At 70.5% G+C, this 24,792-nt stretch carries 4 protein-coding genes; 3 read left to right on the forward strand and 1 reads right to left on the reverse strand.

All coding sequences use genetic code 11. The features are described 5' to 3' along the window. Positions 1-26: 26 nt before the first annotated feature. On the reverse strand, positions 27-1,562 hold the full coding sequence (locus BOX37_RS03960; protein WP_240505199.1) for a hypothetical protein: 1,536 nt from the start codon (positions 1,560-1,562) through the stop codon (positions 27-29). A 251-nt stretch (positions 1,563-1,813) separates the two neighbouring features. Here BOX37_RS03960 and BOX37_RS03965 point away from each other — a divergent pair, with 251 nt between their 5' ends. Genes BOX37_RS03965 through BOX37_RS03975 form a run of 3 tightly spaced genes read left to right on the forward strand, consistent with a single transcriptional unit; the run spans position 1,814 to position 24,778 of the window. Continuing rightward, positions 1,814-2,125 carry a hypothetical protein gene (locus BOX37_RS03965; protein WP_071926443.1) on the forward strand — a complete coding sequence of 104 codons (312 nt, stop codon included), beginning with the start codon at positions 1,814-1,816 and terminating at the stop codon, positions 2,123-2,125. A gap of 7 nt (positions 2,126-2,132) precedes the next feature. Then, positions 2,133-2,606 (forward strand): YbaB/EbfC family nucleoid-associated protein, encoded by a 474-nt coding sequence (locus tag BOX37_RS03970; protein ID WP_084759406.1) that lies wholly within the window; start codon positions 2,133-2,135, stop codon positions 2,604-2,606. 17 nt (positions 2,607-2,623) lie between these two features. Then, positions 2,624-24,778: a WXG100-like domain-containing protein gene (locus tag BOX37_RS03975; RefSeq protein ID WP_071926444.1), complete on the forward strand. Its 22,155-nt coding sequence runs from the start codon at positions 2,624-2,626 to the stop codon at positions 24,776-24,778. Positions 24,779-24,792: the final 14 nt, after the last annotated feature.

Genomic DNA, 24,792 nt, shown 5'->3' on the forward strand with positions numbered 1-24,792 from the left:
GTGGTGCGGCCCGGCGGTGGTTCGGGTCAGTCCTTGCCGAAGAACAGGATGCTGGACCCGAAATCGGTGAGTGGGGCCTTCTCCGCGGCCTGGCGGATGCCGCTGCCCGGCAGTTCGGTCACCTTCGCGAACATCGATGCGTTGCCGAAGGCCGCGCGGACCTGAGTCTCGGAGGCGTAGTCGGCGCCGTAGTCGGCGAGGGTGGCGAAGTCCAGCGGAGCCAGCGGCGCGTCCAGCGGAGCCTGCCCGGCCGGTCGGCCCAGCGCCGCGTACTGGGTGGCGACGCCGCTGTCGTAGAGGCACAGCTCGTAGGAGATGTTCTCGATGGTGGCGACGGTGAGCACCGGCCACTTCTCCGAAAGGCGCATCGCCAGGGGATGTTTGGCTAGCGCGCCGATCTCCCAATTCAGGCTCTTGACCGAAATCCAGCTGCCGGAAGCCTTCTCGACGAGTATCACATCGGCACCGAGATCGGTCGCCGCATTGGTGACCGGTTCCTTGACGCCCCAATGCTTTTCGTGCACCCCGGCGAAACGGCCCGCGTCCACCGGTTCGGCGCCGTCGCGGGCGTACGCGGCGACGATCGCGGCGCGCACCTGTTCGAGCGCGTCCGGCGCCGAACAGCGCACCGCGATCGCGCCGTAGGTGGCCGAGATCTCGACCGGCCGGGACGGCGGTTCCGGCATGGCGCCGGCCGCGAGCGGCTTGAGCCCGACGAGTGCGAGCCGCCAGTTGATCTCGTCGATGGTGGCCAGGTCGCCGCCCGACTGATACAGAATCTGCTGCTGGGTCAGCCGACCGGCGCGCTCGAGCGTCGTCGCGCCCAGCTTCACCAGCGCCTGGGTGGTCTTGAGCGTGAGATCGAGCTCCTCGACCCGGGTTTCGCGCAGCTGTGCCGTCGCGGCCGCCGAGGTCACTTCGGAGTACAGCGCGCGATAGCTCGCGATCGCCTGCTTGCGCGAGCGCCCGACCATCATCGTGCGCAGCAGGGTGCTGAGACTGGCCAGGTACTTGCCCGGCTGCTCGGGCGAGCGCGCGTACATCGCGGCCCGGATGCGTACCGCCGACTCGGTGGCCGCGACCGCCGCGTCGTGATCGAGGCGCATCAGCCAGACACCACACTTGGACAACCCATCGGCGCACATGGCCGACACCCCGGGATAGTCCTGGGCCACCTGCCGATACGCCGAGCAGGCACTGCGAATCGTGTTGGTCGCCAGCTGACGATGCCCCACCAGCCGCGTCGCCTGCTCGAACAGCCGCAGCGCGTCCTGCAGCGCCCCGGCGTACTCGTAGGTGACGTACCCCTCGACCAGCCAGTGCAGCCGGATCGCGACGGCTTCCTGGGCGGGCTCCAAGGACTCAGCGGTCCGGTCCCGGCCGGAGGGGTCGTCCCTGGTGGCGAGCAGGCCCTGGGCGAGCTCGGTCAGCGAGCCGGCCAGGCGCAGATAGTCGTCGGGAGTCTGGCTGCGGGTCTGGCTGCGGTCCGCCGCGACGCGCCGTTCGAGGCCGCTCAGATCGGTCATGAGCAGTTCCATCGCGACGTCAATCTCCGGCCCCATCAGTCGATCGTCCGCAGCCGCAGGGCGGCCGTCAGTGCTTCGATCGAGTCTGTCACACATCATCGTCGGCCGTCGGACCGTCTCGCCGATTGCCGACGTCGAATTCGGGCCAGGGCAGGTGCGATTCTGGTAGCCACTGAACGAATGCTGGTGATTGCCAGCGTCATCCATCATTTCTTGTTCATCTACGCGCAACGGCCGGTTCGCCCGCTCCTGGCAGTCTCGGCGGACGCGGATCGAAGGAGTGAGTGATGACCGACAGCGTTGACGTCGACACCGTGCGGCTGCGTCGCGCCGCGGGCGACACCCGGCGAGCCCGAGGCAGCCTCGACGACGTGATGTCGACCCTGTCGACCGCCCTCGACGCGCAGGGCGAGGCGCCATGGGGGACGGACAAGATCGGCAGCACGTTCGCCGAGCAGTACGTGCCCTACCGGACGAATCTGGAGACGGCCGGCGAGAACATGGGCACCACGCTGGGCAGCATGGCCGATGGCCAGACCACAGCGGCCGTGGAGTTCGACCGGATGGAATCCGGCAACCGCGACAGTTTCGAGCGCTGAGGCCGCGGTGAGCGCGAGCAACGATTTTCCGATCCCGGACCTCGCGGCGGTCATGGACGACTACCGCGCGCAGATGTCCCAGCTCAACGAGGTCCAACAGCAGCGCGATCAGCTGACGGCGAAGGTCACCGTGCGCAAATGTGTCACCGTCACCGTCAATGCCGACGGGCAGGTGATCGAGACCGCGTTCGCCTCGCGAGTCGAGGATCTGAGCTACTCCGAGATCGCCAAGGCGGTCACCGAGGCCGCGCAGCAGGCCGCCGCGGAGGTCATGCGCAAGTCGATGGAACTCCTGGCGCCCCTGTACGAGAACAATGCCCAGCTGCCGAAGCTGTCCGACTTCCTTCCCGAGATCGACGAAGCGGGGATGGCTCCGGGCTCGGCGTCCTGGGGGACCGCGCTGAACGGCGACGTCGTCGATGGCAGCGATGCGGGTACCCGACCCGGCAGGAGTGGAGGGGTCACCGACTCGAGCTGGTGACCTGTTCCTGAATCCCGATGTCCTCACCGATCGTTCCGCCGCGGCTCGCCGATGCCATCAGCAACGCCCCCGGCTGGCTCCAGACCACGCTGGAGTTCATCGCCGGACAGGAATGGCCGGATGGGGAGCCCGCCAAGATGTGGGCCCTGGCCGATGCCTGGGAAGCGGCGGCCGAGGCGCTCGAGGGCGTCGAGGACGACATCGGTGATGCGAAGGCGGCCGCGCTGTTGGCTGTCTCCTCGGGAGAAGCCAGCAGGAAGATGGGGTCGGCGTTCGACGTCTTCCTCAACGGCCTGAAGACCAGCGACGGCGAGCAGCCCTCGATCTCCGAGCTGGCCGGTCACTTCCGCGAAGTCGCCGAGATGACCGACAAGACCGGCACGGACATCGACTACGCGCAGGCCATGATGATCGGCACGCTCATCGCGTTCATCATCGAAGTGGCGCTGTCGTTCATTCCGCCGGTGCGGGCGCCGTTCGGTATCGCCGCCGCGGTGTTCCGGACGCAGGCGGTGCTGCGGGGTATCGCCACCCGGCTGCTGGCCGCGGTGTTGCGCCGGGTGGGGCCGGCTGCGGCGCGCAAGGCGGTGGAATTCACGGCCAAGACAGTGTCTTTCACGATCCGGAACACCGCCATCGACACCGGGATCGGTGCCGGGCTCGATGGCGGTATCCAGGGCTTGCAGCTCAACAACAACACCCGGCAGAGTTTCGACGCCAACCAGTTCAAGACCACCCTCGTCACCTCGGCGGCCGGTGGGTTGACCGCCGGCATCGGTGGCGGCTTGGCCGGCCGGGTTCTGCCCCGCGGCATGAGCCCTACGACGGCCGGGATCATCACCGGTAGCACGGCGGGACTCACTGGTGCCCTCGGTGGCTGGGCGGCCGGCGGCCTCATGACCGGCAACTGGGACTTCGACCCGCGCATGCTGACCTCGGGTGTGATCCAGGGTGGGGTTTCCGGCGGATTCTCGGGGCGTCGAGAGGTTCGGTTCGCCGGGTTCCGGATGGGTGATGGGGCGGGCTTCGTCGACAACACGCGGATCGGCGGTACCCCCGGTTCGCCGTCGGGGACCGGTGATGGTGCCGGACCGGGTGCGACCGGCGATGGTTCGGGGGCGGGCAATGCCGGGGGCGTCAACGGGGACGGGTCGGCGAATGGCGCGGCCTCCGGGAGCGGGCAGTCGACCGGTGGTACTCAGCCGGGTGGAACGCAGGGTGGGGGCGCGCAGTCGGGAGGCGCGCAGACTGGTGGCGCGCAAACAGCTGGTGCGCAGGCGGGAGGGGCCCAGACTGGCGGTGCGCAGGCTGGGGGAGCTCAGACTGGTGGTACGCAGACCGGCGGCGAGACGCAGACTGGTGGTACGCACACCGGCGGGGGCACCCAGACCGGGGGCCAAACCCAAACCGGCGGTACACAATCCGGTTCCGACAATGGCGGAGAGTCGGGCGGACAGCCGAACAACGGCTCACAGAACGGGTCCGGGGAGCGTGCGACCTCGGACAGCGGGGCGCGCGTAGCCGAGGACGGGAGCGGAAACACCACCACCGATTCCGGCGCGCGGTCCGGTGAGGCGGGCACCGGGGAGTCGCGATCCGGTGTGGGCTCCGACGGCGGCGGGCGAAGTGGTGGCGATTCGGGTGGCGCGGGCTCGCGGACGTCCGGCCTGGATGGGCTGACCTCCGGGTTGTCGTCGTCGGACGCGGGGCTGGGTTCCGGTGCCGGATCGACAGGCGGAGTCGGGCAGCCGGTTTCCCCGGTGATGGCGGCGCCCGCCGCTGGTGTGGCGCCGACGGCGGCCGCACCGGCAACGGCAGCCGGCCCCGCCGCAGCCGCGAACCCGACCGGAACAAGTACTCAATCCGCGACGCCCACCGGCTCGGATGCCCGCGGCACAGCTGCTCGCCCGACCGCGCCAGACGGTCGGGGACTGTCGGGTACCGCTGAACCGGCGACCGGGACCGGTCCGGAGAGCACGGCCTCGAACCAACCCGCCGCCGGACCGGCGGACCGTACCGCCGCCTCGGCGGACACCGGCGACGCGAGGTCCCGGGCAGGTGCCGCCGACCTCGGCGCCACCCCGGCCTCCTCGGACCCAGCCTCGGCACTGCAGGCCCGATCCGGCGGCCCGGAAGCCACACGCGCCGACCCTGGCGCCGCCGCCGACCGCTCGGTGACCAGCGATCCCGGCGGCTCCGACGTCCGCCCAGCCGTCCCCACCCTCGCGAACGGCGCCACCGCCGATCCGACGGGCACAGCGGGCGAGGCGGATTCCGGCGGGCGTCCGTCCGCTGAAGGTGAGGCCGATGCTGGGGGTCCGGCGCGGTCGGACGGTGAGAATTCCGTTGCCGATGGGCTTCGGCCGTATCCCGGTACTGATGGGGTGGTCGATCCGGCTTCGGCTGTGCCGTCTGCCGACGGTGGGGAGCCCGGTGGTGCGGTGGATCCGGGTGGTCGAGCCGATGCGCGCACCACCGCGGACGGTCGGAGGCCGGATGACGGTGCCGATCCGGCGGTGGTGGTCGCGCCAGTGCAGCCGGTCAACAGCGGCGGGACGGGTCGACCGGCCGCAGCGGATCCTGGGGCGGACCGGTCCGATTCGAGTAGGTCCAACGGGCCCGAATCAGACGGGACACCAAGCGATCCCGACGATCAGGTCGTCGGCCGCTGCGCGGATCTGTCGCTCGCGGAGATCAGGGAGCGCACCGGCAGTGACACGATCCGCGAGTTCGACCGGGAAGTCGGCCTGGACGGCGTCACCGGACGTGAACTCGTCGATGCCGCCGGTGGGGAATTGCGTCGGTTCGGCAGCCACCGTGCCATGGTCATGGATCTGCTGCGGGCAGGCGACGGTACGTCCATGCTGGTCGTGGACGCGTACAAGGGCAGCACGAACGAACATGGCGTCGGCGCCCACGCCTACGTGATGGTGAACGAGGGCGGGCGAATCATCGTCCGCGATCCAGCCACCGGCGCCGAACACGGATTCCCGCCCGATGTCCCCGCCCGGTTGGACAACACCTACGGCATCCTGTTCGACGCCGACGGCCGCCCCGCCCACCCCATCCGTCCCTCCGGCAACCCTGACCAGCAACGTTCCCGAACCCCCGTCCACGACGACGACCTGGAGACCGAGGGCCGTGGCGACCCCGCCCAGCCCCGTGCCCCCGACCCGGACAACGCCACGGAGCCCCCCGAAACGAATCGGCCCGACGAACCCGACTCGTCGCCGAACCAGCCCGACGCTGAACCCGACAGCAACACAGCGGGTTCCGCCGCGAACGAGCAGCCCCCCGGCCCGGCCGCCGAACCCGCGCGGCCGGCGGGCGACGACAACGCCGATCCGAAGCTGTCGGAGGCGAATCGGCCCGACGCCGCATCCGAACCGTCCCCGAACCAGCTCGACGACGAGTCCCGCGGCGATGCGGCAGATCCCGACGCCGCCACACCGCGCCCGAACCCCGATGCCGACCCAGCTCTCGGACAGTCAGTGGCCGAGGGCAACGCCGACCCGAAGCAACCCGAAGCCGATCGTTCCGACGGTACGCCCGAACCGGTTCCGAACCAGGCTGATGCCGAGTCTCGCAGCGATGCACTGGATTCCGATGCCGCCCCGCAGCGCCCGCAACCCGATGCCGAGCCTCATGGCGGCACAGCGGATCCCGCGCTCCGCGCCCCGGAGCCTGATGCCGATTCCCATCCGGCGCGACCGGTGGACGACGACACCGCCAACCCGGATGCCTCGGCGGCCACCAGGTCCGAGGCAGGCGATCCCGCCGACGACCCTTCCCCTCTCCCGGATGACGTGTGGCAGAACATGTCCGCGCAAGACGTGGCCCGGACCCTGGCCGATCGGCACGGCTTCGAGGTGTCCGGATTCGACGATCCGGCGCTGGACGTCACCGTGGTGCGCGAGTTCGGGCGGACCTTGGACGAGATGCTGGTCAAGTATCCGCTCTCGCAGTTCCCTCATCTGGATCTGCGCCGGGTCGAGATCGCCGAGATGTCCGAAGGCGACGCGGCGGGCGTGTACGAGCGGCAGCGCGAAGACGACATCTTCCGCTACTACGCCGACAGTCTGCGGCTGAATCGGTCGGTGGCGGTGGATCCCGCGCGGTACAACGCGTCCTACGAGGACCGGGAGCGCTTCTTCAGGGCACCCTATGGCACCGCGGGCAATCCGATTCGGTCCACCGTCATCCATGAGTTCGGCCATCTCCTCGACCTCGCGGGCGGGCAGTTCGCCCGCGACAAGATCGAGGACACGCTGAAGGCCGAGCACGACCGGCGTTACGGCGAGGATCCGGATCACTTCATCGGCTGGATCAGCCTGCTCAGTGGCTACAGCTTCCTCGCTGGCACCGACATCCTGTTCTCCCGCGAGGCGTTGGCCGAGGCCTTCCTCGACGTCGAGGTCAACGGCACCAACGCGACCGAGCCCGCCCAGGTGCTGCATCGCCTGCTGGTCGAGCAGGCAGCATCCGGGCCGGACCGTTCCCAGAGCTCGCTGGACCCATTCCCGACACCGGATGATTCCGGGACTGGTGATCACGCCCGGCCCGCGCCCGCGGACCCGGCCCGCGCTGGGCGACCGGACGATCCGGCATCGAAACCGGCCGGCTCCGACCGAGCCCGAGTCGCACCTGAGGCGGGCACATCCCGCAACGACGAACCGAGTGATCCGACACCGCCGGACGAGGCCGCGAACCGTTCCGAGGAGCCGGTGTCCGGGCCCGATCGCGCGTCCGAGGAACCTGCGGCGGTGCCCGAACCTGCGGCTGACGGGGGTGGGGCGCGGCCGCCGGGTGAGCCACCGCAACCACCCGGAGCGGTCGAGCCTGGTGATTCCGGGGACCCGGATCGTGGGCCGGGCAGTGAACCGGGCCGGGATCGGGCGGCCGAGGTCGCCGAGCTGCGTGCCCAGGCGCAGCAACGGCGTGACGCGGCGCGGGCCGCGTTGGCGCAGGCCCTGGCGGGGCTACCGGTCGACGCGGCGGAGCTGACCGCGCCGCGTGCTGCGGGTGAGCCGGACCCGGCAGCGCTGCTCCAGGATCTGCGCAGGCAGCCGCCGGACGGCGTGGACCCGGCGGAGTGGAACAACCGGGTAGACGCGGCGCAGGACGCGGTGCAGCAGCTCCGCGAGGCCGAAGCCGAATTCCACCGGCTCGACACCGAACTCGGGTTGCTGGCGGATTCGGGCAATCCGATCGCCCAATACGATCGCCTGATCGATCAGCGCCGGGAGCTGGCCAGAGAGCTCGAGTTCCAGCGCGCCAAGCGCGACGAGCGAATGGCCCGGCTGGACGGCACCGTCGACCCGGCGGACGCGTTGCGGACACCCGCACAAGTCGAGGACACCCTGTTCCGGCTCTACGAGGACGCCGCGACGCGCACCGTCGAGATCGGCGGCACCGGTGACGAACTGGGCAGTCGCACCAGGGAACCCGCCGACGCCGCGACCCGCGACCGCATCCGCGAGGCCGTGCGCAAGCTGGGCGAGTCGGCCGATGCGGTGTTGCGGCTGCAGGACGAGATCAACGCCGTCGACCGCCGCCTCGACGAGCTCGAACGCAGCGGTGGGGTGACCGGGCGTCCCCGCTCCGAGGAGATCGCCGCCGATCAGAATCGCCTCGCCGCCGACCGCGCCCAAGAACTGCGCCGCATCGCCCCGCGCCGGGGCATGCGCGACGACCTGGCCGAACAGTTCGATCTGGTCGACGCCGAGGGACGCGTCGACGAGGCGGCCCTCGCGCCGGACCGTATCGCGGGCACCCTCGACAACCTGCGCGCCGAGTTCCCCGACCAGCGCGCGAAGATCGACGCGCTCGGTGACGCGGCGCGCGATGTCGCCGCCGCGCACAACCGCATCGGCCGGATCCAGGACGAGCTGGCCCGGGTGGCGGGTGCGTACCTGCGGCTGGCCGAGGCCGAAGGAGGCTTCCTGGTCACCGATCGGGTCGCGCTGGTGCCCGGTGACCAACCGCGCATCATCGTCTTCGGGCCCCGCGACCTGCCCGGTCGGCCCCGCGCCGATCTCGACGGCGCCCTCGCACACGCCTTGCAGCACAGTCCCGGTGCGGCACAGCTGATCACCCGCCCCGAGACCAGTGTGCAGTATCGGCAGGTCACCGCGGGCCGAGCCGATGACGTCCGGGTGACCTCGGTGCCCGGTCCGCAGGTGCAGCGCCTCATCGTGCCGACGAGCCAGAACGCGAGCCCGCCGATCACCGACTGGCGCGATGCCGACGGCAACTGGCATCCAGTCGACCCCAGCCGACCGTCGTGGGTGCAGCACTGGCGCGACGCCGACGGCGTGTGGCAGTCGTCCGGGCACGGCACCCAGGATTCATCGAACCCGCAAGCCGATCTGCCGAAGAAGTACACCCCGCGGGACCTGCCGGAGGGGCTCAGCGCTTGGGCCGTCGACCAGATCCAGGGTGCGGTGGTGCAGGCCATCGCCGGGATTCCCACGGATCCGCTCACCGGTGGTCCGGCCGCCGGGATCAACCAGGACCTGCTCCCGCACATTCCGGGCGGGTCCAGCCCCGCGGCTGGTGGTCTCCCCGTCTTCGAGATGCCGTTCGCCGATGCCGCGTCGAATGTGATGCGCGTGATCCTGGAGGTCTCCAAGTTCTCCGGGTTCACCTGGTTCGGCGACAAGGACCACCCTTACCGGATCGCGCCGCGCGCCACCGGGCACAAGAACTTCCACGCCAGCCCTCCCGAGCGGCAACCGATGGTCGCGCCCTTCGACCGCGCCCGGCTCCCCGGTCCCGACGGGTTGCCGCGAAACGCCGAGGACCATCCGAGCGACCTGCTCTGGCGCCGACGCGACGAGGCGGCGCAGGCCGCCTGGGCCAGGGTGCAGAGCGAGGCCGATGCCGAGTACGCGCGGTTGCGCGACAACGATGACGTCGAAATCGACGCCATCACACAGAATCTCGCCGACTACCGCGACGAGGTGCGTCAGCGGGTCGCCACCGAGCTGATCGATCGGGTGCGCCAGCAGCTCGCGGGCCGAACCACCGAGGAGATCGACGCCATCGCCGAATCGGTGGCGGGCCGCCTCGGGGAGACCCGGACCACCGACGGGCTCGGACGGCGGGCATCCGACCCGCAAGCGGCCCAGCTGGTGCGCGACCTGGCCGAGGTTCTGAGCAGACCGGGCACCTTCCCGCGCGACGAACTGATCGGCGTGGTGGCCGATCAGCTGCTCGGCGCCGAGCACGACGCCATCCTCCCGCCGACCCTGGACCACGACCAGATCCTGCAGATCAAGAACCACCTGATGCGCGACGAACCGCTGGTCGACGATCCGAACACCGGCGATCCGGTGCACCGCCGCTTGGACGCGGTCGCCGATGTCGTGCAGGCCTGGCAGCGCCTGACCAGCGGTGACATCCGCCCTGCCGATGTGTTGTTGCTGCGCGACGCGCTCGCCGAATCGAACTACCTGCGGGACAACCCGGAGAAGACCTGGCAGCAGGCGAACGCCCACGTCGCCGCCCGCACCGGCCTGCACTGGGACGGCGCCCGCCCACCCCTGACCGGAGACTGGGCAGACGTCCCCTACGCTCCCGCGCCACCCCAGCGGGATCCCGTACTGCGGACAACGAACGACGTCGATCCCCCCGCTCTGCCCGCCGCAGCGCGCGACCCAGCCCCCGGCGGCGATCCCGCCCGTGCCGCTGACGACACCACGAGCCGTCCCGATGATGACGATCCTCCGGCATTGCCTGCCGCACCGCGTGATCCGTCGCCCAGTGGTGGCGATCCAGCACGTGCCCCGGCCGCACCACGCACCGACCGCGCGAGCGACACCGATCCTCCGCGCGCCGGACTGCCGCGCGAGGCGGCCGAGCCGGTGGCCGACCCGCAACATCGGCAGCCCGACCCGAGCACCACCGACGAGCGCTCCGCTGAGGCCATCGCCGCGTCGGCGGACAACCTCGCCTGGTCGAACCGGATGACCGCCGAACAGAACGCCTGGTCGGCCCGGATGCGCGCCGACATCGCCGAGGCCCGCGCCGACTACCACGCGGGTGAGGCCGCCCGTCGCCGTCAGCTGGCCGACGAATCGCCGAACGACTACCTGCTCCAGCAGCTGGCCGACAACGCGGAGTGGGCCGCCGGTCAGCATGCCGAGCAGGCGAGCTTTCTGCGTGACATCGCCGAATCCTGGCTCCGGTTGGCCGATCCGAATGCGCCGGGAGATCCGTCGGGCGCGCGCCCCGACCGTCCCGACAGCCCTGATGACCTGCTCGACAGTGGTTCGGTCGACGACGCGAAGTCGCCCGCTTCCGACCGGGGCATCCCTGATCTCGGCGGCTTCGACCGCTCGGCGTTGCCGGTGGACGACTGGTCGAACATGACGCCATCTCAAGTCGCCGCCGCGTTGGTCGACAAGCACAAGCTGCAGGTCAACGGCTTCGATCAGCCCGGCATCGACCCCGACGTCGTGCGTGAATTCGCCCGCGCCGTGGATCGCATGCTCAGCAAACATCCGTGGATCGACCTGAGGATCGTCGAGATCGGCACGCTCCCGCTGCCCGGCTCGACCGTGCGCGGCGATCTGCTGAACGCCCAATCCAAGTGGGCCAAGACGTCGAGCGGGCGCTACTACGCGGAACGGATCAGGTTCAATGTGGACCACGCCCGCAATCCGGATCCCTTCGCCAACAAGACGAAGCTGCTGACCGGGGCCTCCTACTTCGTGCGCGGCACCGGAGACCGACCGGTCTACGGGATGATCCTGCACGAACTCGGCCACGCACTCGACTATTCGGGTGGAATGCGTGCCCGAGACAAGATGATGGAGATTCTGGCCGACTATTTCGTGGAGAAGTACCCGCACCTGGACCGGGAGCTCGACAAGTTCGAGCAGTGGCTGCGACAGCTGTACGGCTACAGTTTCGAACCGGTCATGGTGGGTGGCACACTCGTCCCCGGTCTGAGCCATGCCGAAGCGTTGGCCAATGCGATCGCTGATGTCGAACTGAACGGCCGCAACGCCAGTGAACCGGCGCGCCTGCTCGCCGGTTTGCTGCAACACGAGGCGCGCAACTACCCCGATACCCGTCCGCACCGCGCCCCCGGCGCGGGACCTCGTCGCCAGCCGGACTCCATCCAGCCCACCGCGGAGCCGGTTACCCAGCAGGGGGATTCGGTTCGTCCGGTTGATGACGGCGACGTCGGACAGGTGGACAATGCGCAGATTCCGACCGCGGACGGTCCACCCGAACCGGTGGACGAATGGTCCAACCGGTCGTCCGCGGAGATCGCGGATGTCCTCGAGCAGCGCTACCCGAAGCTCAGCGTGGAGGGGTTCGACGACATCACCCCGCACGTGGCAAGGGAACTGGCGCGGGGCTTCACCGAGACCACCGCTCGCCATCCAGAGATCGATGTGCGCAGGCTGGTGATCGGCGAGATCATCGACCAGAACGGTCAGCGGTTGAACGATGCGTACGCGATGACTCGCGCTGCCCGCGATCCGGACACCGGCATGATCATCACCGACTCGGTGACCATCAACCGTCGATTCGCCACCGACGACGCGCTGTTCCGGCACAACGTGGCAGAACGAGTGGCGGCCGGGCAGTTCCACCCGCTGGTCGGCGACAGGCCCGCCTACGGCACGATCGTGCACGAGCTCGGCCACGCCCTGGACAACGCGGGTCAGCGCACAGTCCGGCGGACCATCGAGGGCGAGATCGCCGACTACTACCGGGCCCACCATCCAGATGCCCCGATCACCGGATACCAGCAGTGGTTGCGCGAACAACTGACCGGCTACAGCCTCGACGAGGACGGGCTGCTGAATGTTCCCGAGGCACTGGCCGATGCGCTGACGGCGGTCATCGCCGATGGCCCCGCCGCCAATGATCTGGCCCGATTCATCCACGACAAGCTCACCGCCGCGGCGCGGGCGGCGACCCCCGGGGCGGGCGAACCGCCGGTGGGCGCTCCCGACCTGCTCGGCGAGCGCACCGACCCGGACCAGCCCGCTCACCGCCCCGATGCCGCGCCTGCCGAGCGCCCCGAGGCCATCGCACCCGCACACCGTCCCGACGTCCTGGTATCCACCGATCGCGCTGCCCGGTGGCGCGAGGCGACCGATCGTTTGCGAGCGGCCCTGCAGCGTGAGGTGCAGTTCATCAAGGATCGCCTCGGCGGCACCGAACGGGTGTCGATACCCAAGCATCCGTCCGGGTCCAGCCTTGACGCTGAGGGTCAGTGGCGAGCCATGGACGGGGTGAACCGGATCCGGGAGACCACCAGTGGCGAGGAGCCACCGTGGGTCTTCGTGGCCGAGGACGGCACCGACGGACTGAACTTCGCCCGGATCGGCACCGAGGTGGAGAAGCTGTGGACCGGCCGCGCCCGGATCGCGGAATTCGTGCGCTCGTCGCTGTTCGGCCTTGTCGCGGGCAGCCCCGACTTCGTGCCGCCGCGTCGACCCGACGGCGAGATCGATGACTACTGGAACACCCAGGCCGATCCGGAGCTGCTCGCGCAGGTCGACATCCCGGCGGAGCTGGCCGACCACTGGGCCAGACAGCACGCCGAGCAGGAGCGGATGGCCGAGGCTGCCGTCGACCGCTACCGCCAGCGGTTGCTCGGCTTGGTCACCGAGGATTCCGGCACTGCCCTCGCGGCACTGGATCACAAACTGGCGCTGGAGAATCCGCAGCTGCTCGAGTCGGTGCGCGCCGAACTGCTGCGGGAGCTACAGGCCGACGCCGCGCTGACCTCCGACGACTCGGGGCCACGGCCTGAAATCCGCTACGAGCCGGTGTCCTGGGTTCGCGACGAACTGGCCGAGTCCGCCGGGCGGTTGCGCGCGGCAGAGGCCGAACGCGCGGCTGCCGCCGACCGGGTGACCGACCTCGCGAGGCAGCTGGATCGCCCGCTCCCGGACGCTCGGCCGGAGACCGCTCGCGCGGCGCTCAACGAACTGCGGCATCGCGCCCTGCGCCGCGACGGCGAGCTGGTGGCGGCGGCAGAGGTGGTCGCGCGGTATCACGAGCAGAACCGGGCCGCGCCGTTCGAATCGGATCGCTCCGTCATCGACGGCGCCGATCCCGGCACGCGTCTGCTGCGCGAGGCCGGGGAGAACGCGCTGCTCGGGATGGACCCGGCCATGGGTACCGGACTCAAGCCCGGCCACACCCGCGGCCCGCTCGAGCCGCTGTGGCAGGGCGCGGGCGCCGAGCGGGCCCGGCTGCGGGCCGAGATGGCCCAGTGGGCCGACCTGTTCGATGTTCCCGTCAGCGAACTCACGCCGCGACGCCTCGCCGAGTTGCGCGCCGAGAACGCCGAAACCCGCACGGTCCTGCCGGAATTCGATGCTCGGGTGACTCGCCTGGAACAGGCGGACCGGGCGGTGACCGAACTCGCCGATGCCATGTCGGCGCGGGCCACCGGCGAGGTCATCATCTCCGGGCACGGCCGGTGGCAGTCCACCGATTTCCCGCAGGTCGCGCTGTTCGGGACGGACACGCCGCAGCGCATGGTGGTATTCGACCCCGCGGGCGCCCACCACGACACCCTGGCCGCGCTGGTGCGCCGCTGGCCAGGAATCGCCGATGACGTCGCCGCGGGAACGCTGACGATCGAGTACCGCACCGTCCGGGTGGACGAGCAGGGTGCGGTGTTCGTCGCCGACGCGGGCGCTCCGCAGCTACGTCAGCGGATCGACGGCAGCTGGCGGATCATCGGCCAGGACGAATCACCCACCGCTGAAACGACTCTCACCCGTCCCGACCGTGCCGCGCTCGACCTGCCCGCCGATCCGGTCGCCGCCCGCGCGGAACTGGAGCGACGGCTCCGGATTCTGAGCACGCATCCCATGGCCGACCCGCCGCGGATGATCGAGGACCTGCGCTACCGCAATGCCGTGCGGGCGGCCGCCGTGGAGGCGTACGCCGATCAGGCCCACCTGCATGCCCAGCAATTGGCCGAGGCGTGGACGGCCGGGCATCCGGTGGTGCCGAATCAGGCGCCGACCGTCCCCGCGGAGGTGCCAGTCCACGATCTGGCTGCCTCGCGGAACTTCTTGCAGGAGGTGACATCCGGAGTCGACCTCGCCAGAGACCCGGCCTCGTACGGCCCGCGGGAGACCTCGGTGCGGCAGGCGCCGTCGCCGTCGGTGGACTGGGCGCGGCTGCCCGGCGCGGACATCGAGGCGCTCGGGTCCAGTGACCGCGCGGTGATCCGGGCCGAGCTGGAACAGCAGATCGATGCGCTGCGCGCCGAATTGACGGGGCTCACCGATGGTTCCGCCCGGATCGACCCCGTGCGTCGGCTCCGGGCACAGGCTTTCGAGCACCGCGGCCCGGTGCCGGAAGGTGTGCTCGCTCCGCTGCGGGAGCTGGTGGTGGGCCGGGAGGCGGAGCTGGCCGCTCGGCGTGATGAGGGGGCGCCGGATTCGATGGTGCTCGAGCCGGATCTGGCGCGGTTGACCACCGAGGCGCGCCTGCGCGGTCGCTGGCTGTCGATCCTGGACGGACCGCCACTCGCGGCGGGGCCCGGCACCGTCAAGGACGCGCTCGTCGAGATACGCGATGCCATCACCCACCGGCAGCGAGAGCTGGCGGACTACCGGGCTCGCCGGGAGTTACGGAGCGCCGCTGAGGAATTGGAGCGGTCACTGGAGACGATCCAGGGCGAGATCACCGAGCTGCAGACATGGTCGCGGGCGATGGAGCTGCGGGCGCAGCAACCGGAAGCCAGTCATATTCAGCCCACCGAGGCCGAGCTGGTGGGGCGCGCCACACTCGAAGTGCAGGCCGAGATCACCCGGCGCGCGGCGATGCTCGACGCGCTCGACGCCGCCGGGGCGAAGGTCTTCGACCCCGGTGCCGTGGCGGCCGCCGACCGGCAGGCGATCAGCGCGTTGCGCGCGGATCTCGCGACCGTCGAGGCCGGTGGCCAGATCCGTGATGGCAACGGTCGGGTGCGCAGCGCCGAGGCCCTGCGCGCCGAGATCACGCAGCGTCGGGCGCGGGTGGAGGCGCTCGATGGCGGGGGTCGTCGACCGGTGCCGGAGCCAGTGGTCGCGGCGCTGCGCGACCAGCTCGCCACCGAGACCGCTGAGCTGGCGACCCGGCGGGGCGAGCCCGTGCCCGCGCTGCCCGAGCCAGCGCCCGACCTCGACCAGCGGTCACAGGATCTGCGGCAGCGACAGCGCTGGCTCGACATCATCGATGGGACCTCGACCGAGCCGGGGTCCGAGGCGGGGCGGGCGGCGCTGGCCGAGATTCGCGAAGCCATCGCCCGGCGCCAGCAGGAACTGGTGGACTACGAGTCGTATCGCGAAAAGCGCAGTGCTGCTGCGGAATTCACCCGCCCGCTGCCGGTGATCCGCGAGGAGATCGCCGAGTTGGGACCCTGGCTGCGGGCGCTGGAGCTGCGGGCGCCCCAGCCGACACCGGGCCAGCTACGTACGGCGCTGCGGGAACTGTCCGCCGAGGTGGAACAGGCGACCTCTGATCTGCAGCGGGTGCTCGCCGGCGAGCCGGTGCTCGACGAGACCGGACGACCACGGACCGTGCGCGAGCTGGAGCTGGAGCTGGAGCGGCGGCAGACGATTCAGCGCCTCCTGATCACCGGGGACACACCGCCGCAACGGCTGCTCGACCACCTCCGGCTGGAGATCTCCGCACTGGGCACCGAGGCAGCGCTGCGCTCCGGCAACGGCGACCTCTCGCATTCCCTGCTCCGCGGCCGCAAGCGGAACCTGGAAGCACTCCTCGACCAGCTACAGGGCCAGCACGTGCTCACCCCCGACGAGGGTATGGCCGCCTACCAGCACCTGCTGGCCGAAACCGCCGACGCCATCACGGCCACCCACAACGAGTTGCGCGCCGAGATCCTGCGCTACACCGCCGAACTCGACGCCCTGTCCGAACTCCTCGGCATCCCCACCCCGCCCATTGCCATCCCCGACCAAACCCCGCCCGCCCTACCACCCCCCACCGGCGACGACACCCCACCCCGGCCCGTCGACCACCCGGACGGCCCTCCTGCCGCACCGACAGGCCCTGACCACGCGCCGACTGTCGACCTCGACACAGCGGACCGCACACCAACGATCGCGTTGGATGGCGTGGATCAGGTGCCGACGGTGGCGTTGGATCACCCCGATCGCACGCCGATCGTCGAGATCGACGGATCGGATCGTTTACCGACCGTGCCGTTCGATCCACCTGAGCGTCGAGTGGCCGATTCCGGCGCAGACGCCGTGCCGCCGGGGCGGGGCGGGGACCCGGCGGTGCGGTTCCTGCGGGAGCACGCGGGGAGCGCGTATGAGCCCGCTGATGGGCATGCTTTCGCCCGTGAGGTGTGGGGTGACACGCTCGAGCGGCTGAGTCCCCAGCAGCGAGAGGCATTGGGGGTCTACATCATCGAGCATCTGCGCCAGGTGCCCGATGGGATCGCGGCGGCCCTGCGCGGTGAGGTGCCGCGCACCGCCGAGATGGCCGAGATGATCGCCATCATCGATTCGGCGTTGCCGCTGCGGCCGCTGCCGGAAGCGGTGATGATCACCACGAGCGCGGGCAGCAATCCCTTCGATGTCGCGCCGGGGCAGCTCGTCGGCACGGTGCAGACCCGGTCCGAGTTCCTGTACGGCCAGCTCGGGCCGGTGCCCAGCGCCATGAACGTCCACTTCCAGACCGAAGTGGTGGTTCCGGCTGGAACTCCCGCCCTGTCCCTCGCCGGCCTGTCGCCGACTGCGGGCCTGCGCCCCGAGGTGCTGCTCGCGCGGGGTCTGGCCTTGCGGATCGACTCGGTCCGCGATCTGGGCAATGACGGCGGCGGTCCCGACGCCAGGTACTGGGAGATCAAGGCGACGGTGGTCCCCGCCGAGCCCGGGAACGCCGAGCAGTCCACCCAGTCCGCGGGCCTGGCCCCGGACGGTGCCGAGCAGCGTGGCCCGCAGCGCCTGGATGCCGAGTCCGGACCGGCCGAGCGCCGGGACGTCGCCGATGAACCGGCGCCCGACGAGCCGACGCTGCCGTCGTTGCGTGCGCCCGAGCCAGCGTCCGATCCCAGGGACTGGTCGCTGCGCGATGTCGCAGACATCGCTGCCGAGGTCAGCCGCAGGCACGGGATCGATGTGCAGGGCTTCGACGACGACGGATTCGTCAACCGGGACGCGAGTCGCGACGTGCTACGAGCGGTCGACGAGCGAATGGGACAGTCGCCGACACCGGGCGTGAACCGGGTACGGGTGGACGATCTCGGCAACTACGACTTCCTCGCGCAGCGGCGACTCACCGATCACGGCGTCGAGATCGTGGTCAATTCGCGCTTTCTCAACGTCCTCGAACTCGGTGGCGACCCCGCCGCGGCGACCCGGGCCGCGGGGCCGTACGCGGGGCTCGATGCCGTGGACCGCCCGCACTACGCCGCGGTGCGCTCCGAGTTCGACAGCCCCGACCACGCCGGTGCCAGGAACAACGCCTTCCCGGCTCTGCGTGATCACTACGCCGAGGCCCACGCCGGCATCGACGCATCCGGGTTCAGGTCGTGGATCCGGGAGCTCGGCCCGGCCGCCTTCTTCCCGGACGGGCGACTGGATCCGGCCGCGGCCTACCAGGCGGCACTGGCACAGCAGTCCTCGGCGGCCACCTCCGAACCCGCGCGGGTACTGCTCGACCAGCTGGCCACCGACCAGCACGCGGAGGCGGCGCACCGGCACGAACACGGTCTCGGACCGGAGCCCGATGCGGCGCTTCCCGGGCGGGAACCGGCCCAGACCTGGCACCCAGGTGAGTGGTCCGGGCGCGAGCCCGCCGAGATCGCGGAGATCCTGCGCGAACGGCACGGGGTCCACCTGGTCGGTTACGAGCGAGCCGGCATCGATCCCGCAGCGCTCCAGCAGGTGGCGCGCGCGGTGGACGACATGATGACCCGTTACCCCGACGCCGATCTGCAGGTCGTCGACATCGTCGAGGAGAATCTGGGCAAGGACACCCTGGCGTGGTTCCACGACACGGTCCATCCGGTCACCGGCGCGGTGGTGCCCGCGATCTTCCTGCCCCTGGCGACCGTGGGGAATTCCGCGGCCGTGAACACCACTGTCGCCAACAGCCAGAATTCCGGCCGTTTCAGTCTGGTGGCCGAGCATGGCATCTACTCCACCGTGGTGCACGAATTCGGCCACGTACTCGACCACACGGGCGACCTCCAGGCGCGGGAATCGGCCGCGACGGCACTGCGCGAGCACTACTTCACCAACAACCCGGATGCCGGGGAAGCCCAGTACGAGGCATGGCTCCGGCAACTGAGCGGATACAGCTTCGACGAGCGCGGCAACTTCGCGCCGATCGAGGCGATCGCCGAGGCATTCACGGATGTCGAACTCAACGGCGCCAGCGCCACTGAACCCGCCAGGGTGCTGCACGCCCTGCTGATCGATGCGTTGAGGTCCACCGAGGACGGGACAACCTCATCGAACTCGCGCGGACCCGACGCGCCGGAACCGATGACCGGCGCGACCTCACCCGAGCCGGAACCGACGCTGCGTCCGGCGGGCGAGGGCGATGTCGCGCCGGAGCCGGCCCGGAACCCCCCGGTCCCCGGGGGCGACCCACCCGAGAACCCGGTCATCGATCCGGCTGGTGAGGTGTCGCGATACCTCGACGAGCTCGCCCAGCAGGCCACCGATGCCCCCGCGCCGGACCTCACCCCGCAGGCCCGCGAGCACCTCCGTGAGCTCGCCACCGCCCTCGGGCTGGACGCGCGGCTCACCGGCCTGCCCGATCCGTCCGCGGCGCTGGCCGACTTCGTCCGGATGGCGCAGGCCCGTGGCTTTCTCGACCCTGACCTGTCTCCGCGCCCGATGCGCTACCCCGAGGACTTCGCCGCGCTCGACGTCACCGAAATGTATGGCGCCGAAGACTTCTGGTGGTTCGAGGCGGATCCGGAGCAACGCGCGGCGATCCAAGCGGAACTGCGGTTGGCCGGAATCGACAACGACCCGCCGGACGTTCCGGCGTTGCGATCGGGCACCCCCGAACCCGCCGTCGACTCCCCGTTTCCCACCGACCCCACCCCGCGCGCCGCGCAGGAGGTGCGCGATCAACTGGCGGATCGCTACGGTGTCACCGATCGGATCGGCCCCGACACACTGCCCGAAACCATCTCCGACCTGCGCTACCGCACGCTCCTGCGGGCTGGCATGGTCGAGGCGCTCGCCGATGCCGCGCACCGCTACGACCAGGCCACCGACGCCGATCAGCGGCGTCAGATCGCCGAAACCCGGGACGGCTGGGCGCACCGCCTCGGTATCGAGCCGGTCACCGCGCAGCCCAGCCGGGCGGCCGAAACCATTGCCACGCTGCGGGATCAGGTCCGGCAGCAGGCACACGATGTGGCCACGCTCGCTGACACCGCACAGCTTGGTGACAGCACGGGCCGCTATGAACTCGCCGTCGACGGCACACGGGTCCCGGTGCGGCTGGTGCCCGGCACGGACGGTTCCTGGCAGGTCCAGGCCATCGACCGCGCACCTGCGCCGACACTGGAACCGGCCCCGCCCGCCGCCTCGCCGGATCTGCCGAAATCTGGGTTGCGGCGGAGCTGGGACTGGCTGAAGGACGCCCTGCTGCTGCATCGGGAGGATCCGAAGTACCCGTCCGGTTCGGGCCAGGACACCGAGGGCCAGACCGCGCTGGTCAATACCTACGCGTCCCTCGCGGGCCACGACGGTCTCGCCGAACTGGGCGCCATCAATCCGGCTCGCGTGCTCAAAGAGGTCGTCACCCTGTGGCGCAAGCGCAGCCAGATCGCCGACTTCCTGCGTGGCCGCACCCGCATCGAGGGCCCGGTGCCGATCCGCACCCGCGACGGTGAGGAACACCAATACTGGCGCGACGACGCCGATCCGGAGCTGCTTCGCGAGATCACCGACGAGCTGGCGGCCATGGGCCTGCGCGAACGCTTCGACCAGCTCGACCAGGAGTACCGGCAAGCGAATCCGTCGCCGGTGGCGCAGCGCCCGCAGGGGCCGAGGCCCGGCACCGAAACCGAGGTCACCGCCCCCGTGGACGGCGCCCGACGGCACATCCCGGCGCCCGAGCGGCAAGCCGAACTCGCCGAATGGGGCGGCGAACTCGCCGAAGCGCTGCGCCAACGCAACGAGCTCGGCGCCGAGCTCTACGACCTCGCGGACCGGCTCGGCATCGACCTCGACGACCTCGCTCCCGACAGCCTCGCCGCCGCCGTAGCCGAGCTGCGGGTCCAGAAACTGCGCAACGAGGCGGCCATCCGGGCCTTCGAACAGGCCCTGCTGCGCTTCCGCGACGAGGACGCGCACATCCCCTACAGCGATTCCCTCGACGCGCTGGACACCGATCCGATGACTCAGTTCCTGCGTGAGGTGATCGTCAGCCAGGGCGGCCGCACCACACTGCTCGACTGGGTAGGGGTGAACAACGGCGGTGAAGCGGGCAGCATCTGGGACGACCTGTCACCGCCCGACCAGCCCGGCCGTGACCAGGGCACACCCGCGTACTTCGAGAACGCCCTGCGCCGCAATCAGCTGCGCGCTGAACTCGATTCCTGGGCGAGCTTTTTCGGCGTCGACCGGTCGGAGCTGCGCGGTGCAGGGGATGTGCGTCTGCCCGGCGAGACCCCGGCGCGCATCCAGGAACGCAACAGCGCCGCCGACGAGTTCGGCGAACTGGCTCGCCGCTACCTCGCCGCCGACCAGGACTTCGGCGCTGCCGCCGCCGCGATGGCCCGTGTCGGTGCCGAGGACGTGATCACCGCCCTCGGCGGCACGCTGCTGGCACCCGGAATCGGGTTGACCGGCAGCGACCCGCTGCGCCTCGTGGTGGTGGACAACGGGTTGAACCACCATCGCGTGCTTGCCGAGGTGCTCGCCGAACCGGCCAACGCGGATCTGGCCCAGGTGTTGACCAGGAGCGAGGCGGAGCTGGACTATCTGGTCACCTGGGCGGATGCCGATGGCGTCATCCACTACCGCAGCGTGGACGCCCCGCAGGTGCGACACATCGCGGCGACGATCGACGGCCGGGAGGCCCGGATCACGATGGTCCGGGAGCCGGGCGGTGAGTGGCAGGTGGTGGCCGATCCGGCCGAGTCGTCGGCGCCGCGCGAGCCGAGCCCGGCAGACCTGTCCCCGGACGAACTCCGCTCGGCCATCGGTGAACTCGCGGGTCGGCTCGACCTGCGCGCCGAGGATCTGGCGCCCGACCGGATCACCGAGGTCCTCGCCGACCTGGCGACCCGCAACGGGATGCGCGCCCTGCGCATCGAGACCCTGGCCGACTACGCCCGCACCCTGCTGGAAATCGACTTCTTCCACCTCGTCAACGAGCTCGGGATCGACCGCGCCGACCTGCGCGGCCGCCCCGAGGAGACGATCGCCGAACTGATCGAGAGCACACCGAGCCGGGCGAAGGAACTCCAGCACCTGGCCGACTATCTGCGCGAACACCCCGACATGCTGGATCGTGACCCGCGCAACGCAGGCTACGAACTGGTGCTGCATCTCCGTGACACGCCCGCACACCTGGACGCGGTACTCGGCGACCTGCGAGCGTTCGAATCGGTGGCCGCCACCCATACCGATCCGCCACCGGACCCGTCGGCGCGCCCCGAACCGGACCGGGACTGGGCCCGCATGCTCGGCAAGGACACCACCGACGCGGATCCGGCCGAGATCGCCCAGATCTACGAGGACTTCCGCGACGGCAAGATCGACAACACCGAGGCACTGTCCCCCGCGGACCTCGCCCAGGTGCACCAGCAGTTGCGCGCCGAAGTCCGCGAGACCGCCGCCATCCTCCGCACCCTCACCCAGCTGGCCGACACTTTCCACCGATCCGGCGAACCACCCCTCACCGCCGCCGACGTCACACCGCCCGCCGGTCCGGACGGTCCTGACGGCCTGGACGGTCCTGACGGCCTGGACGGCCCGGACGGCCTGGACGGCCCGGACGGCCTGGACGGCCCGGACGGTCCTGACGGCCCGGACGGTCCCGACGGCCCGGACACCCCCGAATACGGCGGCACCTGGTGGGACGGCCGAACCCGCCGCTCCCACATTCCCCACATTCCCCAAGACCTCGAGGACTTGGAGGAAGAACCGGAAACCCCACCCGACATCCCCACTCCGTCTCCAGACAACGACCCCGAACCCCCCTCAACGCCCCCAACGCCCCCGCAGCCCCCCGCGCCCCCGCAGCCCCCGACCCCACCAGAGCCCCCGACCCCACCAGGCCCACCCGTGGTGCCGGAACCACCCGGCACACCCGAGCCTCCTGCCCTCCCCGAGTTGCCAGAGGCTCCCGGCCCCCCGGAGTCACCCGAACTGCCCGAACTGCCCGAAGTGCCCGAAGTGCCTGAGGTGCCTGAGGTGCCTGAGGTGCCTGAGGTGCCTGAGGTGCCTGAGGTGCCTGAGGTTCCGGAACTGCCTGAGGTGCCGGAGTTCCCTGAGGTTCCGGAACTGCCTGAGGTTCCGGAACTGCCTGAGGTGCCTGAACTGCCTGAGGTGCCTGAGCTGCCGGAGTTCCCTGAGGTTCCGGAACTGCCTGAGGTGCCTGAACTGCCTGAGGTGCCTGAGCTGCCGGAGTTCCCTGAGGTACCGGAACCGCCTGAGGTGCCCGACGTTCCGGAACTGCCTGAGGTTCCGGAATGGCCTGAGTTGCCCGAACTGCCTGAGTTGCCGGAGGTTCCGGAACTGCCTGAGGTTCCGGAATGGCCTGAGTTGCCCGAGCAGCCCGAACTGCCTGATGTCCCCGAGCTGCCGGAGGTCCCTGAGTTGCCCGAGGGGCCGGGCTCGCCTGAGCAACCAGGTCGGCCCGAGCTACCAGGGCGACCGGATCTGCCCGGCATGCTGGAAGTGCCCGAGTTCCCTGCGATGCCCGAACAACTGGGGCCACCCGAGTCGCCGGAGATGCCCGGGCGCCCGGCGACGCCTGGATCGGCTGGTGCTCCCGAAGTGCCCGAGCGGCCGCGTGCGGCTGAGAGTTCCGAGCGGCTCGAGCAGACGGCTCCGGTGGCGCCAGGAGATCGGGCGTCCGCCCTTCCTGATGTGCCCTTCACGCCGCTGTCGGCTGGTCCGCCGGAAGCGCCGGATTCGTCGGCGCCAGGTTCGGACTTGCCGTCGGCATCGGAGCACACGGCAGGTCATTCGGCGAACAGCCCTATCGTGTCGAGTGATCGAGCGGCCCCTGCGCTTCCGGGTTCGACCGGCTCCTCGGCCGATCGGACGAGCATGGCCGGGCCGCATGGCGATCCGTCGCTCGCGGTGCAACCGGTCCCGCATGCCGGTCCGACGTTCGGGGCGGCAGCGGGTCATCCGCAGACCTACCCCACGAGCGCCAGCGGCCTGCCGAATGAGGGAGGATCGCATTCGATTACGGAAACATCCGGCGCGGCGACCGACTCGGCGAGCTCCGCACCCGGCGATTCCATGGCTGGCGCACAACCGGTTCCGCGCACGACCCCGATGCCGGGAGCAGTGGTCGGCTATCCGCAGACCTCCCCGGCAAGTGGCTATGGCGTGCCGAACGAACTCGGCGGCCAGCAGCTGGCGACCGATCCCCCGCAGGGGAGGGAGGGCGGCACGGGGGCAACCGGGTTCGGTGGTCCGGTGTCCGGAGGCGCTCCAGTGTCCGGAGGCGATGGTAGCGGCGGGTATCCGATGATGCCGCCGCCGATGGGTGGGCAGCCGGTGGGTGGCGGTGGCCAATCGCAGGGTAGGCCGCGCAGTGACTATCGGTCGGAGAATGTGCGGCGCACCGGGGAACCTGCTGGTCTGCTGGTGCGTCCGCAGAGCGGTTTCGGGGTGTCGGTGGAGTTCGATCCGAGCAGCGGACGGTTGCAAGCGCAGGCCGGGGCGGCCGGTCCGGTCGCGGGAGTGTACGGCGACATCGGTGAACTCTCCGTGGTGTTCTATCGCGTCGGCGGGAGACTGCTGCTGCGGGCGGGGCAGCAGGTGATCAACCTGGAAGATGCACGGACACAAGTGCATTGGGAGCGTCGGGAGCGGCAGGTGCGGTTCGCTGTGGCGCTCAACGGTGTCGTGGCCCTCGACATCTACTACGCGTGGCGGGGACCGGATCTGGATATGGGGTTGATGGTTCGGGACGTCCTGGCCGACCCGCGCCACCGCGCGAGCATCTTCACCTGACGTTCACCCCGAAG

The sequence above is a fragment of the Nocardia mangyaensis genome, from assembly GCF_001886715.1.
Classification (GTDB): Bacteria; Actinomycetota; Actinomycetes; order Mycobacteriales; family Mycobacteriaceae; genus Nocardia; species Nocardia mangyaensis.

Coding starts and splice junctions, on each gene's coding strand:
- BOX37_RS03960 (WP_240505199.1), bottom strand. CDS start 1,562: ATGGGGCCGGAGATTGACGTCGCGATGGAACTGCTCATGACCGATCTG.
- BOX37_RS03965 (WP_071926443.1), top strand. CDS start 1,814: ATGACCGACAGCGTTGACGTCGACACCGTGCGGCTGCGTCGCGCCGCG.
- BOX37_RS03975 (WP_071926444.1), top strand. CDS start 2,624: ATGTCCTCACCGATCGTTCCGCCGCGGCTCGCCGATGCCATCAGCAAC.